Source organism: Actinospica acidithermotolerans (genome assembly GCF_018139625.1).
GTDB classification, from domain to species: domain Bacteria; phylum Actinomycetota; class Actinomycetes; order Streptomycetales; family Catenulisporaceae; genus Actinospica; species Actinospica acidithermotolerans.
This window is the reverse complement of sequence record NZ_JAGSOH010000037.1, coordinates 42411-57668: the sequence shown is the minus strand read 5'-3', so window position 1 is coordinate 57668 and position 15258 is coordinate 42411. Positions and strand designations below refer to the sequence as shown.

General features: G+C 66.7%; 14 protein-coding genes, 1 tRNA gene and 1 pseudogene. 6 read left to right on the top strand and 10 right to left on the bottom strand.

Annotated elements, in window-relative coordinates:
• A pseudogene (locus KDK95_RS14810) lies at nucleotides 1-336 on the top strand (hypothetical protein); the annotation flags it as partial.
• Between the two features lie 587 nt (nucleotides 337-923).
• Here the strand turns inward: KDK95_RS14810 and KDK95_RS14805 are convergent.
• On the bottom strand, nucleotides 924-1379 hold the full coding sequence (locus KDK95_RS14805) for a nitroreductase family deazaflavin-dependent oxidoreductase (RefSeq protein WP_212518730.1): 456 nt from the start codon (nucleotides 1377-1379) through the stop codon (nucleotides 924-926).
• A 129-nt stretch (nucleotides 1380-1508) separates the two neighbouring features.
• Between KDK95_RS14805 and KDK95_RS14800 the strand changes: the two genes are divergently transcribed.
• Nucleotides 1509-1585 (top strand) — tRNA-Pro (locus KDK95_RS14800).
• 65 nt (nucleotides 1586-1650) lie between these two features.
• On the opposite strand, the gene KDK95_RS14795 is transcribed toward KDK95_RS14800, so the two are convergent.
• From KDK95_RS14795 to KDK95_RS14770, 6 genes are all read right to left on the bottom strand, one after another.
• Nucleotides 1651-2898, bottom strand: coding sequence for a site-specific integrase (locus KDK95_RS14795; protein ID WP_212518729.1), 1248 nt, complete (start codon nucleotides 2896-2898; stop codon nucleotides 1651-1653).
• Nucleotides 2898-3254 (bottom strand): helix-turn-helix transcriptional regulator, encoded by a 357-nt coding sequence (locus tag KDK95_RS14790; protein WP_249161275.1) that lies wholly within the window; start codon nucleotides 3252-3254, stop codon nucleotides 2898-2900. The genes KDK95_RS14795 and KDK95_RS14790 overlap by 1 nt, the downstream gene beginning before the upstream one ends.
• 238 nt (nucleotides 3255-3492) lie before the next feature.
• Entirely contained in the window at nucleotides 3493-3777 is a 285-nt protein-coding gene (locus KDK95_RS14785) for a hypothetical protein (RefSeq protein ID WP_212518728.1), read from the bottom strand.
• A 5-nt stretch (nucleotides 3778-3782) separates the two neighbouring features.
• Nucleotides 3783-3977, bottom strand: a complete 195-nt coding sequence (locus tag KDK95_RS14780) for a hypothetical protein (protein WP_212518727.1) — start codon at nucleotides 3975-3977, stop codon at nucleotides 3783-3785.
• 115 nt (nucleotides 3978-4092) lie between these two features.
• The gene (locus KDK95_RS14775) at nucleotides 4093-4449 is read right to left on the bottom strand and encodes a hypothetical protein (RefSeq protein ID WP_212518726.1); all 357 of its coding nucleotides are present in this window, start codon (nucleotides 4447-4449) and stop codon (nucleotides 4093-4095) included.
• 33 nt (nucleotides 4450-4482) lie between these two features.
• On the bottom strand, nucleotides 4483-4683 hold the full coding sequence (locus KDK95_RS14770; RefSeq protein WP_212518725.1) for a hypothetical protein: 201 nt from the start codon (nucleotides 4681-4683) through the stop codon (nucleotides 4483-4485).
• 245 nt (nucleotides 4684-4928) lie between these two features.
• Between KDK95_RS14770 and KDK95_RS14765 the strand changes: the two genes are divergently transcribed.
• Complete coding sequence (locus KDK95_RS14765; protein WP_212518724.1) at nucleotides 4929-5219, top strand: hypothetical protein; 291 nt, start codon at nucleotides 4929-4931, stop codon at nucleotides 5217-5219.
• 74 nt (nucleotides 5220-5293) lie between these two features.
• Nucleotides 5294-6316, top strand: a complete 1023-nt coding sequence (locus tag KDK95_RS14760; protein ID WP_212518723.1) for a DUF2637 domain-containing protein — start codon at nucleotides 5294-5296, stop codon at nucleotides 6314-6316.
• A 90-nt stretch (nucleotides 6317-6406) separates the two neighbouring features.
• Here the strand turns inward: KDK95_RS14760 and KDK95_RS14755 are convergent, their stop codons facing one another.
• Both KDK95_RS14755 and KDK95_RS14750 read right to left on the bottom strand, forming a co-directional pair.
• Nucleotides 6407-6781, bottom strand: coding sequence for a glyoxalase superfamily protein (locus KDK95_RS14755; RefSeq protein WP_212518731.1), 375 nt, complete (start codon nucleotides 6779-6781; stop codon nucleotides 6407-6409).
• Nucleotides 6782-7049: 268 nt separating this feature from the next.
• Nucleotides 7050-7376, bottom strand: coding sequence for a hypothetical protein (locus KDK95_RS14750; RefSeq protein WP_212518722.1), 327 nt, complete (start codon nucleotides 7374-7376; stop codon nucleotides 7050-7052).
• 209 nt (nucleotides 7377-7585) lie between these two features.
• Here KDK95_RS14750 and KDK95_RS14745 point away from each other — a divergent pair, with 209 nt between their 5' ends.
• Entirely contained in the window at nucleotides 7586-8134 is a 549-nt protein-coding gene (locus tag KDK95_RS14745) for a hypothetical protein (RefSeq protein ID WP_212518721.1), read from the top strand.
• A gap of 1159 nt (nucleotides 8135-9293) precedes the next feature.
• Here KDK95_RS14745 and KDK95_RS14740 read toward each other — a convergent pair.
• A complete protein-coding gene (locus KDK95_RS14740) occupies nucleotides 9294-10037 on the bottom strand; it encodes a hypothetical protein (protein ID WP_212518720.1) in 744 nt (247 codons plus the stop codon).
• A gap of 878 nt (nucleotides 10038-10915) precedes the next feature.
• On the opposite strand from KDK95_RS14740, the gene mobF reads away from it, so the two are divergent.
• Complete coding sequence (gene mobF / locus KDK95_RS14735) at nucleotides 10916-15256, top strand: MobF family relaxase (protein ID WP_212518719.1); 4341 nt, start codon at nucleotides 10916-10918, stop codon at nucleotides 15254-15256.
• Nucleotides 15257-15258: the final 2 nt, after the last annotated feature.

Below are 15258 nucleotides of genomic sequence, written 5' to 3'. Positions count from 1 at the left end.
GAGCCCCAATCCTCCTCCGGCCTGCTAGCCGGCACCGGCACCGGCGCCACCGGCTGGCTCCGCTCCGTCGCCAAGGAGCGCCGCACCGACCTAGCGCTCCCCACCCCCGAGGCCCGCGACCTAGCCTGGTTCGTCCGCGAAGCCTGGCCGTCCCCGACCACCGGCGCCGACCTCACCGAAGGCGTGATCAAGGGCGACCAGGCCCTGACGGTGCTGGTCCGCAGCGATTCGCTGGTCATCTTCGGCGACGGCATGGAAGCCGACCGCATCCAGCTCGCCTGGGGCCAGACCGTCACCATCACCCCGGCGACCCGCACCCTCCGCCTGGTCGTCTAACGCCGCGGGGCGGCGGGTTGCGCTTGCGCTTGCGCTCCGGCGGCCAGTGGGTCTCGCTCCGGCGTTCCCGCGCGTCGTGCTGCCGTCCTGCTCGTCGTCCTGCCGTACCACGCCTCGTGCTGCCGTCCCGCGCGTCGTGCTGTCGTCCTGCGCGTCGTCCTGTCGTCCAGCGCCTCGTCCTGTCGTCCTGCGCGTCGTCCTGTTGTACCGCGCGTCGTCCTGTCGTCCCGCGCCTCGCGCTGCCGTCCCGGTGCGTCGTCCTGTCGTCCAGTGGGCCGCCTGCCAGCTTGAGGGTGCGCGTCGCCGTCGCCCGGCCGGTCATGGGTCCGCCCGCAGCCGAGCGTGCGCGTCGCCGTCGCCGTCGCCCAGCCCCGGCCGGCCGCTTCCGCTCGACGAGCGCGCGTGTCGTACCCGCCATCCGAGCTCGCCGCGGCCGCTTCTGCTCGACGAGGGCACCTGTCGTCCCCGCCACCCGCGCTCGCCCCACCGAGAGCCCATCGCACCCGGATCCGCGCTAGCTGACCGAGCGCGCGCCGCGCCCGAATCCGCGCACCCACGGATCTCCTCCGACGAGTCCCTGCTAGCCCTTAGCCCTCCACCGGGTCCAGGACGACCACCGGAATCTCCCGATCCGTCTTCGTCTGGTACTGGTTGTAATCCGGCCAGATCTCCGCCATCAAATCCCAGAGCCGAGCCCGCTCGTCCCCCTCGGCCACCCGAGCCCGCGCCGCGAACTCCTCGCCCTTGACCTGCACGTGCACCATAGGCTCCGCCACCAGGTTCGTAAACCAGGCCGGGTGCGCCGGCGCCCCGCCCTTGGACGCCACCACCACGTACGCATCCCCCGACCGCCCATAGATCAACGCGCTCCGCCGCCACACCCCCGACTTGCGCCCCAGCACGCTCAGCAGCAAGATCGGCGCCCCGTTCCGGAACTCGTGCCCCTCGGCGCCGTCCGAGGCCACGTACTGCTGAATGTGCGAGTTGACCCACTCCGTCGGGCTGTCGACGACCGCGCCCTCGTCATACGCCGTGCCACTCATCTCATACCTCCGCGCTAGCTACGGGTGCCCCGCCGTGATCCAACACGATCTACCGAGGTGAGATTCCCGCCACGGATGCGGTATGGTTCTTCCTGGTTACAGCGGCGCAAGCCGCGACCACAGTAGTTCCGGGCTGTAGCGCAGTTTGGTAGCGCACCTGACTGGGGGTCAGGGGGTCGCAGGTTCAAATCCTGTCAGCCCGACCAGAGAAAAAGGCCGCTGGGCCGGGAGAAATCCCAGGCCAGCGGCCTTTGCTTATGGCAATGCCTTTCTAAGGATGGGAGCCTCCCAGAGGGTCTTTGGGACCAGTTTGGGACCAGGGGCCCACAAGGTAGGTCTGGAGGGCGTGGCCCGCGCTGTGGATCTTGTCGTGACTCGCGTGAAGGTAGCGCTGGGTCGTCGCGAGATCTCCGTGCCCGGCGATCTCCCGAAGCACGTGCAGCGGCACTCCGGCATCGGCCATCCACGTCAAGCCCGTGTGCCGGAGATCGTGCCGCCGAAGGTATTCGTATCCGAGCTGGGTCACCACGTTGTCCCAGTCGGTGGCGTCACGCAGGACAGCGGTCGTGATGCGGCCACCGCGCGGGCCGGCGAAGACCCGCGCCATCTTGCCGCCGTTCGCCATCGCGAGTTCGACACGGCGCCGCACCATGGGACGGATCTCGGGCATGATCGGCACGTGCCTGGCTCGCTTGCTCTTCGGGCGCTTGTCCTGAAGTCCGCCAGGGCTCGGTGTCGTCTGCCGCGTGAGCGTCCAGATCCAGGTCTCCAGGTCGATGTCAGCCGCGCGCACGCCGGAGACCTCGCCGATGCGGCTGGCCGTACACGCCATGAACTCGACGACGTCGCCCCACCCGTCATACCCGCGACGGTCCTTGTAGCGCTTGTCCGCCGAGGCCGCGACGAGAGCGTTCGAGAGCTTCTTGAGCGCCGCGTAGTCGGCCAGGGCGAGAGCGCGGGGGTCTTCGAGCTCTGCCACGGCCTTCGCGTACGCGCTTTGCCACCCGGTGATGCGGAACGGGTTGGTGCTGATCAGGCCATCGCGGATTGCCTGGTCTCCCACGCGGCCCACGGCGGCGAGCGCGTTCTTCACCATCGACTTGCCAATCCCTTCCGCGATCCATGCGTGGACAGCGCGGTCGGTGATCCCGATGGACTGCTTGCGGACATCGATGTGACCGATCGACGGCACGACGAGCTTTCGCCATCCCAAGCCATACGGGTCAAGCGTTTTCGGCTCGAGCCCGCGAAACGCCAGGGTCCACACGGATTCTCCGTACTCCTTGAGCGTCATGTTCGCCTTGTCGGGATCGACTCCGACGGACGCCTGCTGGACGAGTCCGTCGAGCCAAGCCTTGGCCTCGTCCTCGGTGCTGAACGAGTCGGAGGCGGACCGACGGCGCTTCTCCGCCGGATCCCACCAGCGAGCGCGGGCGCGGTACGGGCTGGGGTAGGGGCCGCGATACTCGATGTCTGTTGAAACCTTGACGCCGAGCGGGATTTCAATCTTGTCGACCATCAGTGGCCCGCCTTCTTGGTCGCCGGGGCCGCGGTGACGACGCGCATCCGGCTGAGCCAGCCGAGAACGTCGCTCCTCCAGTACTTCGTGACTCGCTCGGAGATCGGCACGAAAGTCGGCCCCTCGGGCGGCTTCGCGTTCCGCCAGCGGCGAAGCGTCGAGGGGTCAACGCCGAGCAGGGCAGCGACCTCCTCGGTGCTCAGCAGGCCGTCGGCGTCACCAGCCCACGCGGCGTTCGCGACGTTGGTGGGATGGAGCGCGGACTCACTGTCCACGCCAGATGCGCCGACCGCGAACGGGCCGACGAACGCTCCAGTGTCGGGAGCGGGAGTACGACTGGGGGGTTGGGGCATCATGGGATCGCCTCCTTGCAGGGGGTGCGGCCCCGGCGGACTGTTTGGCGACTGAGCGCCGGGGCCGCTTTCTATGTCCACTGTTCGCTCCAGCTGAACGATCGCGTCCGACTGGGCTTACTGTTCATGCTGGATTACGGTTATCGTTCGCGCAAGCTAACGGGCATTGGCTGCTTATGCGGGAATGAACACCCGGAAGCCCTTTTACCTGCCGCTCAAGCGCCTGCCCGGTCGCTGGGCACTACTCCATTCGGCTGAGCACTGCGCGGACTTCGGCAGCGGTCAGTGCGTGGACGGCGAGTTGGTGGCACCACGCTTCACGCTCGGCAGCGCTGATGGGCGACTCGACGAACGCCGTGGCAACCGCGCGGGTGCAGCCGTTCCAGCCACGACGCCGCTGCAATGCGGAACGGATCGCGTCAGCCAACTCGCTGTCATTGGGTGAAGCGCCGGTCCTGAGGTCGGAGCAGAACAGCGCGTCGGCGATCAGCGCTTTCGCAACGTAGCTCTCGTTGAGGTCGGACATGGCAATCACCGACCGGTCGGAGGCGAGTTGCGGTCGGCCAACTGGCCGAAGACGGTGACTTGGCCGGCGGTCCGCGAGAGCCAGCCGAGCGCGACGAGTTGACGCGACTCGCTCCGCACGCCAGGCGGGGGAGCGGCGGCGGTGGTCATGATGACTGGTACTCCGGCGAACTTGCGCCGGGACATGGTGAGCTGAGGCATTGAAGCCCTCCTATACAGGGACGTCGTGGCCTGGCTCGGCGCTCGAACGCCGAGCCAGGTGGGTGAGACGTGAGGCTGGGTGGCAACCCAGCCCCACGGATTCGGGCGCGCTCCGCTAGCCCGCGGAGGGCTCGTCGCCAACTTCCAGTCCGAGGCGCTCGAACGCCTCGACGACTTGCGTGGATCCCAGCCCTAACGGCCCTTCAGGCGAGCCGCCGGTGATCAGCACGGGTCCGCAGATGATCTGCAACGGTGTGCCGACCGTGCTGGCGAGGATGTGGCTGACCACCACGTTCGCGTCCCGCATGCGGCGTCGGCCGTACCCGTCGACCCAGGCAACCAATTCGATGGTTTCCCGGGATCTTGGCGCCTTGCGGATAAGCCGCGTCGAGGAGGCTGCGGACGTGCCAGAGCCGTCCTCCCGGGTGATCGGGTTCTGCGATTCCGGCGAACGGCGGGGTGGTGATCGCACCGTCGCTTTCGATGAGGATCGCCGTTTGCCCGCTCACCAGGCCCACCTCTCATCCGACCCGAAGCCGATGATCGCCGCGAGGACCACGGCGATCAGGTGCGGGCTGGCGTCCATCAGCAGCATACTGAGGCGCCCCAGCGGGTCGAGGGGGGCGTCGGCGCCGTCGCTGAGGAGGCGGAAGAGCTCGTCCTCCGCGGGCGAGGGAGAGTCGCCGGGGGTGGCAAAATGGAACATTGGATTCCCTCCTATACAGGGTGTCCTGGCCCGACCGGTGCTCGAACACCGAGGCGGGCATCTGTTGAGGGGGTCGGGCGGCAACCCGGCCCCCTCTTGTGCTTCCATAAACATCGTACTTCCGAAGTTCGAAAGTTCAGAGACTCCAAAAGGGTGAAAGTTCTGGGAAACCGAACTCCGACGGGCTAGAAATGGACTGAGCACTCGCTACGTGCCACGTGCGACCCAGCCCGAGAAAGGTCACCATGACCCCCTCCGAAGACGTCGAACTCAGCGAGTCGACAGCGATGGCGTCCACACGTCCAAAGACGGCGCGGATCAGGCCGGATCAGTGGACCAGCCTGGATGACTTCGCTCGCAACCTTCACGACGCGCGGAGCACCAAAGTCGAGCGCATCACGTCCAACACGCTGATCCGCGTCGCTGTCGACGGCATGCTTCGGCACCGCGGCCGACTGCACGGCGACACCGAGGAGCAACTCCTGGCTTCGTGGCTGCTGTTTCTCGAAGAGCGGGAGATGACTCAAAACCGCTGAGCTCGATGTAAGGCAGCCCCGGTGGAGATCTTGGCCGATGGCCACCGGGGCCTGATCAGAGGAGCGAACCCCTGATGTACGACCAGACTATGGCTTTACACGCACGCACGGCCACATCCGCCCGCCGACACGAGCAGTCCTCCGATGCTGCGGAGCTGCCCACGTGGGTGGTCAACGGCCTGCTGATTCTGGCGAGCGTCGTATTGCTCGTGCTCGCCGGCGCTTCCGCGTGGCTTTCGTACCACGCTCAGGTCGACTACGTCCTGGCCCACAACGGCAACAAGGCGCCCGAAGCCAGGGTCTGGGCTCTGCTGCTGGATGCGGGCACGGCTGGCGTCTCGATGCTGCGCCTGTACGAGGCGCTGCGCCGACGGCGCGGAGCCTCAACGTGCCTCACGCTCGCCAGCTGCATCGGCGCGAGCGTGGCGATGAACGTGCTTCATACGCCGTCTCATAACCCTGGCGGCTACCTCGTCGCTGCCATTCCGCCGTTGATGTACGCCGTCTTTCTGGAGCACCTTCTGGCCAACCTGCGCAATCTGTTGACCAAGGAAGAGATGCGGCGCGGTACATGGCGCACCTTCGTGCTCTGGCTCAACTTCCCTTCGATGATGTGGCGCACATGGCGTGCGGTGCTGCGCCACGCAGCAGAACCGCCGCGCCCTGAGCGAGTGGAAGAGGAGCAGGAGGATACCAATGGCGCATTGTGCGCCGCTCCGGCCCAGGCGGCGGATGAGGAACCGGCGCAGACAGACGCGCCGCGCAAGAACCTTGGCAAGCGTGCAGACGGATTTCCGTGCCAGGGGCGCGGCCGTGGCCCTGGGCCGAAGCGCGTCGCGTTCGAATCCGCACTGGCGCAGCAGGTGGCTCTCGGCGATCTGCGCCTCTTCTCGGTAGATGAGCGAGAACGCAATGCCGCTGCATACGACGCCGCTGCGTCACTTCCTGCGCCGCTCTCCCGCGGCACGGCGCGACGTTATGTGGTGCAGGCGCTTCCGCGCCTCGGAGCCAATCGCGCAGCGAACAGGCGCGCGGATGCTGACGCTCTCCTCGCGCATCCGCCGGAGTGCCGGGCCGAAAGCTCTCTCATCGAATAGCGCGCTGCTGCGCTGACAGCGGGCGTCGGCGCAGCAGTAGTAGACGGTCCGACGCGGCACGGTTGAGCGCGCCGGCTCAGCGTCGGACGCTCAGTCACGCCACTGTGGCAGCTGCTGAAGCGCCCACTTGTTGCCGTCCGGGTCGGCGAAGAAGACGAACCGGCCCCAGTCGAGGTCCTGGATGTCGCTGACCGCCACGCCGCGCTTGGCAAGCTCCGCGTGTGCGGCCTCGATGTCGGTGACCACCATTTGCAGGCCGCGCACGCTCCCCGGCTCGCCCTCGACGATGCCTTTGCCGATCGCGATCGAGCACGCCGACCCGGGCGGAGTCAGTTGCACGAAACGGATCTCATCGCTGACCGTGTGGTCGTGGTCGGCGTTGAAGCCAACCTTGTCGGTGTAGAACGCCTTGGCAAGGTCCACGTCAGAAACCGGGACGGCCACCAGTTCAAGCTTCATGTCCACCATTGACTTGCCTCCTTGTGTCCTCGCTGTCTACCTCTTCACGCTAGGCGGCCATTAGGAAGATTACGTTCCTCATAGTGCCGCAGACGATGCGCGTGGCGACCGGACAGGCGCACCTCACGGCGTTGCCGGCTGGCGCAAGCAGTTGAGCTCGCGGTGGACATGGGTCACGTGCCGCGTTGCGCCGGGATTATCACGGTGGCCCCACCGCTTCTCCTCAAGCCGCGCGCTCGCCAGAGTCCGAGTGACTCGCCGGTGCACTGCGCGGTTACTGTGAGCCTTGTGCGGCGTGCTCGGCGAGTTGCTCGCGAACACGGCATAGCGGCAAGCCCGTGAGGCTCGCTATACCTCTCCGGGTTTCGCCGAGGGCTTCGAGGCCGTGTATGGCGGCGCACATTGCCGCGTCGAACGGCGCGGCGGCCTCGTCGGCGGCGGCCCGGATGCGGTCCGCTTCGCCCTGGGCGTGGAAGTACTCCGCCAAGGTGGCTGCGAGGCGTTTCTCCCGTTCGATGCGCTCCGCGTCGCGGCGGGCCACTGCTTCGGTCGCTTTGGTCAGCGCTAGTGCTTTCGCTGACGCTCCGGTTCGTCGAGCCATGTTCACCACCGTAAGCAGATGGCTGTAAATCTGCCACTGCTGCCGCCCTGAGCTTACGTTCGGGCGTCCCCCAATCGAGTGAAAGTTCCTGTTTCTTCGGAGCGATCACGCATTGAACAAATTTAAGAGCGGTATATTAGAGATGTTGCAGCGGAGTGGAAGCCGCAGCAACGACACCAACGCAACGGCAATGCATGAAGGAGCTTGAGATGAAGATGTGGGACAACAGCGCCAACCTCGACAGGGAGCAGAAGGTCGAGCTGGTTTCGAAGCTCAGCCAGGAGGACCGCACCCTGGTGGACCGCGTGGTCCTCGGTGTCACGGTCGCCCACAAGATCGCGGGTGACCCGTGGGCGGCGACGTTGCTGCGCCGGATCGCCGAGGACGTCGTGGTCCGTGACTACCTCTGCACGTTCGCGCACACCGGGGAGGGCGCGCGCCGCGTACTCGGCGTGGCTCTCGGTCTCTCGCGGATGGCGGGCAAGGCGGACCTCACCGGAGCCGCCCCGCTGGCGGTCGCCGGGTGGTGCGCCCTCTCGCTCGGCCGATGGGAGTCCGCGGACCTGCTCGGCATCTGGAGCCTCAAGGCGTGCGACACGTACTCGCTGGGTCACCTGATCCGTCAGCTCATTGCCGAGCGATGGTCGTCAGACCTTCTCGGCATCGAGTCCAACGTCACTCAGGCGCAGGTTCGCTGGTGCTCCGCCAAGGTGCTGCGGAGGCTCACCGAGCCGCGAGCGCACCTCCACGTGAACTAGCGGGCATGGCTTGACTGTGGGCCGGGGCGACTGCCCCGGCCCACAGCTTTTGCCCGGGACGCGACGCGAACGTCGCCATGCATGCCCACCGCGGTTGAGCGGAGTGGTCGGCGCATTCGCCCCTGTCGGCGACGTCGTCGTGGAGTTGCGCGCGTGAAGGCGCGGCGCGGGCCGACGAGGTGGCCGCTCAAGCGGGTGGAAGCCTCGCCGGCCCATCACCAACGCAGGCTACGAAGGTGCCTGCAACCTCAGAGTCTAAGCCGTAGGCTCGGGTCGTTCGGGCATGCCGGAACGACCCGTTTCGGTCACGTGAGGTGGAGGATGACGGTGATTCCTGCGGATGCCGACCCTGTCGATGCCCCCGAAGTCGCCCGGATCCTCGGGGTGAGCCTGAGCAAGCTCCGACTCCAGAAGATCGTTGACCGGCCCGGATTCCCGCCTCCGCTCAATCCGCATCGAGCACGAGACCGAGTGTGGAATCGGGCCGAGGTAGCGGCGTACGCGTCTGGACAGCCTCGCGCGCCCCGCCAGGAACCTTCCGACGACGACCTACTCGACGATTCTGAGGCCGCGGAGGTCGTTGGAGTTTCGGTGGAGACATTCGTCCAGCAGGTTCAGCAGTTGCCCGCGCGACCGCGGTCCATCGAGACCCACAGCTTACGGTATTGGCGTCGTGGTGATCTTGTACGTCGCCACGAGGCGGCGCCAGGTAGAGTCGGCAAGCCGGCTGGAGCGAAGGACCTGGCACCGAGACGACGACGGGGAACGCCACCGCGAATCGCCGCCGATGCGGAAGCGCGGATCGACGTCCTCGCTTCCTACCTGGACCAGCTTGCCGATGAGGGGCAGCCGCGGCCTCGGACCAGTGATCTCGCTGTTCGGTACAACGTCACCACGCAGACAATTCGAAGGTGGCTGGCTCGTATTGACCGCAGTTCGGCGAGCTGAGACCGTGAGTCGATCACCACATGTACGCGGCTAGAGTCTCAACTTGTCTTTGAACTTCGCGGGCCAGGTCAGCGCGTTGATCGTAGGGTGCCGGAGTCCCGAACGTTCGTCGGTGCGTCACCATGATGGTGTTTCGATCGCAGGCGCCGCTCGCGCCCAACCGTGGTGGTTGTTGTTCGGATGAAGGCGTCCGGTCGGGTCCGCGACCTCGTTAGAACGGCGGTTCGTCGGCCCAGGCGATCATGGTGTTGTCGGCTGTGCCGGGTTCGGTTCGTCGGAGCATCGTGGTGTCGTGTCCCCATGCGTCGAGGCTGTCGAGTGCCCTGGCACGGTGGTAACGGTTTGAGCTGGTTGCCAGGATCTCCTCGACGAGTTGGGCGTACGCGGTTTCGTGGCGTCGGCGCTCCTCGATGGTGTCGAGCAGCAGCAGCGTCGTGGTTACGGCGGCGTGCCGGACATCGGAGTCTTGGGAGTCGGCGAATGCCGTTGCGGCGTTCAGGAGCGTCGGGCGTAGTGCGCGCAGCGCTGTTTCCTCGGCGGTGGTTGCATAGCCGAAGCGCTGGGCGATTGCGGCGGACTGTTCGCCCACGTCATCGGCTAGTTCTCCGAGCCAGTCGAGCAGCGCAGCCCGCAGCGTTCGAGGGACGTCGTTCCGACCGTAAACACCGACGCCATCCGTTCGTGGGTCGAAGAGCAAAGCGGCGATATACAGTGCCACGGGCGTGGTGGAGGGGTAGATCGTGTTTTGGTGGTGTACGGCCGACTGGAGATCGTGGAGCGCGTTGGCTCGCGTCGCGGCGTCGTCGTGCAGGAGCAGTGTGAGCGTGCTGGCCAGGTCGAAGTCGAACGGGTTCGCGTGGCCCAGCGAAGCCCAGTCCGTGTGCGTGTAGAGCTGGGCGGCCGGCGGCAGCGGGCTCGGGGTACCGGGTGAACCGACTGTCTCCGGTGTCGTCATGCGCTTTAGGGTATGCCGCCGGGTACTGCCGGTGTGGTGGGAGGATGGCGCGGTGGTCACGGCGGGGCAGTGGATGAGGATTCGTGCCGGGCTGCGTTTCGGGCAACGGCTCCCTGGGCGGGTTGTTCATGTGCCGCGGCCCGGTGGCATCGGAGTGTTCGTCGAGGTCGCACTTCCAGTCGGAGGGTTCGTCGACGCGCTTCTGCTGCCTGCTGAAGCGGGGCGGTGGCCGGTGGACGGGACCGAGACGGATTTCGAGGTCTGGTGGGCCGATGAGCGGGTGCAGATCCGGCTGTTGCCAGTAGATCCTCAGTACGTGCGTGAAGACTTCGCCGCGTATCTGGCACGATGGCGACCGAGCTGGCCTCAAGAGCGCGGTCGACCGGTCCTTTCAAGGCCGTGATCCTGGCGGCCGCGCGTCACATCCCTGTAGAGCACGGATGCGGGTGGGTAGAAGAGGACCTCGACGAACATGATGCGGCCGTGGACGACGTCGAGCAAGATCATGCCGCCGTGACCGTTGCTGAGCAGCGACGTGTTGCGGTGACCGGGCCCGTATGCGCCGTCTGGCTTCGGTGCAGTGTAGAAGCTTTGGCAGAAGTCGTCTGACTCTTCCGCCAGAGGATTTTGAGCAGGCGCGCTGTCGTTGGAGAGGGCAGGCTGGAGCGTGCCACTTCAAATGACAAGACTCCGCGGTCCAGGCCGTCCTCGTACGCAAGAGGCCAGCTCATAGCCTGCCGACGGGAGCACGCTGCTCGCCCTCCTGAACAAAACAGCTCAAATGGCATGAACACACCTTTTGCAGTTAATCTGATCATGGGCGCCGCGACGGGCGCGGCGGTGCAGTTCGCCCAGCCGAGGTGGTGATCAGGCTCGTGATGACGGTCCACAAGATCACCGCAGGTGACGGTTATACGTACCTGACCAGGCAGGTCGCTGCGGGAGACACTAGCCCGGAGCGCGGCAGGTCTGCTGCGGAGTACTACACCCAGAGTGGCAATCCGCCGGGCCGGTGGATCGGGCACGGGTTGAGCGCCCTTGGCATCTCGGGCGCGGTGTCCGAGGAGCAGATGACGGCGCTGTTCGGCCTCGGGCTGCACCCAGATGCCGGGGCGATCATGTCCGCCTACCGGCGCGAGCACGTCGAGGCCGGGATGACCGAGAAGCAACTGGCGACCGTCAACGCGGAGGCGCGCAAGGCGGCGTCATTGGGCCGCCCGTACGCCGAATACAAGGACCTGGGGCCGTTCGATGACCGGGTATCGGCGCGCTTGGAGGCGATCCAGCGGGAGACGGGACGAGCCCCGACAGCGACGGAGGAGAAGAAGGTCAAGCGCGAGGAGGCGCGGCGGCAGCGGAGGGCGGTGGCCGGGTTCGACCTAGTCTTTACCCCGGTCGCGTCCGTCTCTCGACTGTGGGGCTTGGACCCGCGAGCTTGGGTACAGGAAGCAATCGAGCAGGCGCACCAGGCAGCCCGTGATGCAGCGCTGGCGGTGCTCGAGGAGCACGCGGCGCACACGCGCACCGGTTCGTCCGGCCAGGCTCAGATTGAGACTCACGGCTTGATCGCGGCGGTGTTCGAGCACGCGGACAACAGGCTAGGAGAGCCGAATCTCCACTCCCATCTCGCGGTTTCCAGCAAGGTCCTGGGTGTTGACGGGAAGTGGCGGGCGCTGGATGCGCGTGGCCTGTACCGCATGACGGTGGCCGCCTCCGAGCTCTACAACACGCGGATGGAGGCCGAGCTGCATGCGCGGCTCGGCCTTGAGTTCGAAGCGCGCCCTGATACTGCGGGCAAGCGCGAACCGGTGCGCGAGATCAAGGGCTTCCCTGCCCCGGTGCTGGCGCACTTCACTCGGCGGAGGGCGGAAATCGAAGCTGAATACCAACGGCTGGTCGCTGATTTTCGGACCGCCCACGGGCGCGATCCGTCGCTCGCCGCGGCCCACGAGTTGGCCCAGCGAGCGACGCTGGCGACGCGAAAGGGGAAGAAGCCGCCGCGGGCTTGGTCGACGCTGCGGACCGAGTGGGGCGCGGGGCTGGCCGAAGCGTTCGGACCGGATGCGCTCAACAGCGTGATGGCGGTCGTGCCGGGGCGGCGGGCCAGCAGTGATGCGCTTATCGCTAGCGCGCAGGTGGAGGTGTCGGATGTCGCGGCCAGGGTGGTGGCTGCAGTGCAGGAGCGTCACGCAACGTGGACCCGCTGGAGCGTGCTCGCTCAGGCTGAACGGGAGCTTCGAGCAGTACGGTTCGCGAGCGTCGAAGAGCAGGGTCGAGCAGTCGAACTGGTGGTGGAGGAGGCGCTGGCACGGTGGTCTCTGTCGACCGAGCCGCCAGAGCTTGTGGCCGAGCCGGCGGCCCTACGCCGGTCAGATGGTTCGTCGGTCTTCGCTCAGCATGGAGCTGAAAGGTATACGAGTCAGGCCATTCTCGATGCCGAGGCCAGACTGGTGGATGCGGCGCGATACGCGACGACGGTGGGCGTGAGCGGCGAGACCGCAGCCATCGCCCTGGCCGACCACGAGCTGCGAACCGGGCGCCCGCTCGACGCTGGACAGCACGCACTCGCGAAGGCCTTCGCGTGCGACGGCCGCCTCCTGATGGCCGGGATAGGACCGGCTGGCGCAGGCAAGACCACGGCGATGAAGGCGCTCGCGGACGTGATCGATGCTGGAGGGTCAGGCCGACTCGTGCCGCTGGCCACGTCAGCGTCAGCGGCTGGTGTGCTCGTAGACGAACTCGGCACCGGAGCCGAGAACCTGCACAAGTTTTTGTGGGAGTGGTCGAACGGCAAACACGCCGACGCCCTCAACGCGGGCCACGACGTGCCGGCGGAGTTGGGATTCTTCACGCTCAACGCCGGAGACGTCGTCCTCGTCGACGAGGCCGGCATGGCCGGCACGCTCAATCTAGACCGCCTCGTTCAGATCGCGGCCAAGCGCGGTGCCGTCGTGCGGCTGCTCGGCGACTACCGGCAGCTCGGCGCGGTGGAATCGGGCGGCGCTCTACGGCTGATTGCGAACGAGTCCGGTGCCGTCGAGCTGACGACCCTCTATCGGTTCGCCGACCCTGCCGAGGCGGAAGCGACCCTCAAGATCCGGGTCGGAGACACCACGGGACTCGACTTCTATCAGGATGCCGACCGGATCAGGCATGGCTCCAGGCAGGCCATGACCGAGCGGGCGTACGACGGCTGGAAGGCCGACGTGCTTGCAGGGCGAACCGCCCTGATGGCTGCGGCAACGAACGCTGACGTCGTGCGGCTCTGCGGCCGAGCGCGCGCTGATCGTGTCGTGGCAAAGCAGGTTGAGGAAGACGGGGTACAACTCCACGACGGAAACACGGCGGGTATCGGGGACTGGATCGTCACCCGCGACAACAACCGGCTCCTGCGCTCCGGTGCTCGGGACTTCGTTAAGAACGGCGACGCCTGGACCGTCGTCGAGCGCCACGAAAGCGGCGCACTGGTGGTGGAGCACCTGGAGCATCACGGTCGGGTTCTGCTCCCGTCGGAGTACGTCGCGGCGAACGTCGAACTGCTCTACGCGACGACTGCCCACCGCGCGCAGGGCACCACCGTTGATGCCTGCCACGCTCTCGTGACCGACGAAATGGGACGTGAGAACTTCTACGTTCTCGCCTCCCGCGGCAGGTCCGGCACCATCTTGTACGTCGCCACGCACGAACTCGCCAGCGTAGATACCGACGAGCACGTAGATGCGACACGCTTCGATGAGGGCGCGTACGTCGCGCGCGAGATACTCGAGCAAGTCGTGGCCCGCGAGACTGCCGAGCTGTCTGCGACCGAGCAGATCCGCACGGCGTACGCCGAAGCTGAATCGCTCGCCACTCTCGTTCCGCGCTACTCCCACGCTCTCGACGTTGCCATGGACGGTCACTATCGAAAGCTGGTCGAGGTCGTGTTGCCCGACCTGGGTGAAGAGATCGTCATCGACCCCGCGTGGCACGCTGTCGTTCGCGCTCTGCGCGAGGCGGAGGCCCGCGGTTGGGATGTACTATCGCTCCTGGCGAATACGACTCGGCGACGTGAACTTGGCAGTGCCGAGTCCGTGGCGCAGGTCATCTCGTGGCGCCTGCAGCGGGTCATCGAGAGTGAAGAGCCGGTAGCGGTGCCATCTGGGCTTGCTCCAGTGCGGACGCGGGCGGCCTCCGATCGAGATCTGGCACGCGAATGGCTGGGTGCGCTGCATCGGGCCCTGGGTACCGCGCGGGTGAACCGTGCTCGCCTCGAACCCGCGTGGCCGGCATTGGTGCTTGCGATGCGTCGCGCGGACGACCTTGGCTACGATCCGGCTTCACTGGTGAACGCTGCGATCGATCGCCGTGCGTTACGAGAGGCGTCGTCGCTTAGCGAGAGCCTCGCTCTTGATGTCCACCGCCATCTCGACTCTCACGCTCATGCGGTGCCATTCGAGCCGCGCCTCCCCGCATGGCTTCGCAGCGCTCCACCGACCGTCGACGCGGAATGGCAGTCGTACCTTGATGCTCGTGCAGGTCTGATCCGCCGCCGCATCGACGGTCTTGTCGAAGCCGCAGTCTCTCGTCGTTCGGCGTGGGCTGCCTGCCTTGGCGAAGAACCGGAGGACTTGGACGAGCGTGGGCAGTGGCTGCATCACGTCTCGACGATCGCTGCCTACCGCGATCAATACCGCGTGTCTGAGGATGACCCCGCTCACCCGCTTGGACCGTATCCAGAGCGCGGTCGAACCGGTCACCGCGCCTACTGGATCGCCGCCGAGTCCCTTCTTGCACTGCGCGGTTCGCAGACAGTGAACGACGGGAGCCGCGCACGGTTGGCAGCGGATCGGTACCGCACTCTTGAGCGCGCTGATCAGGAGCGCATTGCCGCCGAGCTCGTTGCGCAGCTTGATGATGACTGGTTCGGCGACGTCCGTGAGCCCGCCGCGGACGCCGATCAGCCGGTCTACGGTGAAGCGCTCGAAGCTGCTCTTGTCGCACACGGTCACCTCGACGCTTCCGGTGCCTGGCCAGCCGTCGACCAGCAGGCCGGTAGCCGGAACGGCCCCATGCGTGGACGGCAGCAGCAAGGCCGTCACCGTCGTACGCAGCAGCCCCGCGCAGGGATGCCGCGCACATCTACTCGCACCGAGGCGCCGCAGCGGCAAGTCGCTGAGCCGATCCAGCGTCCCCCGCAAGCGCCATCGACGCAGCCACGCGGTCCGCGGCCGCACCAGTGAAG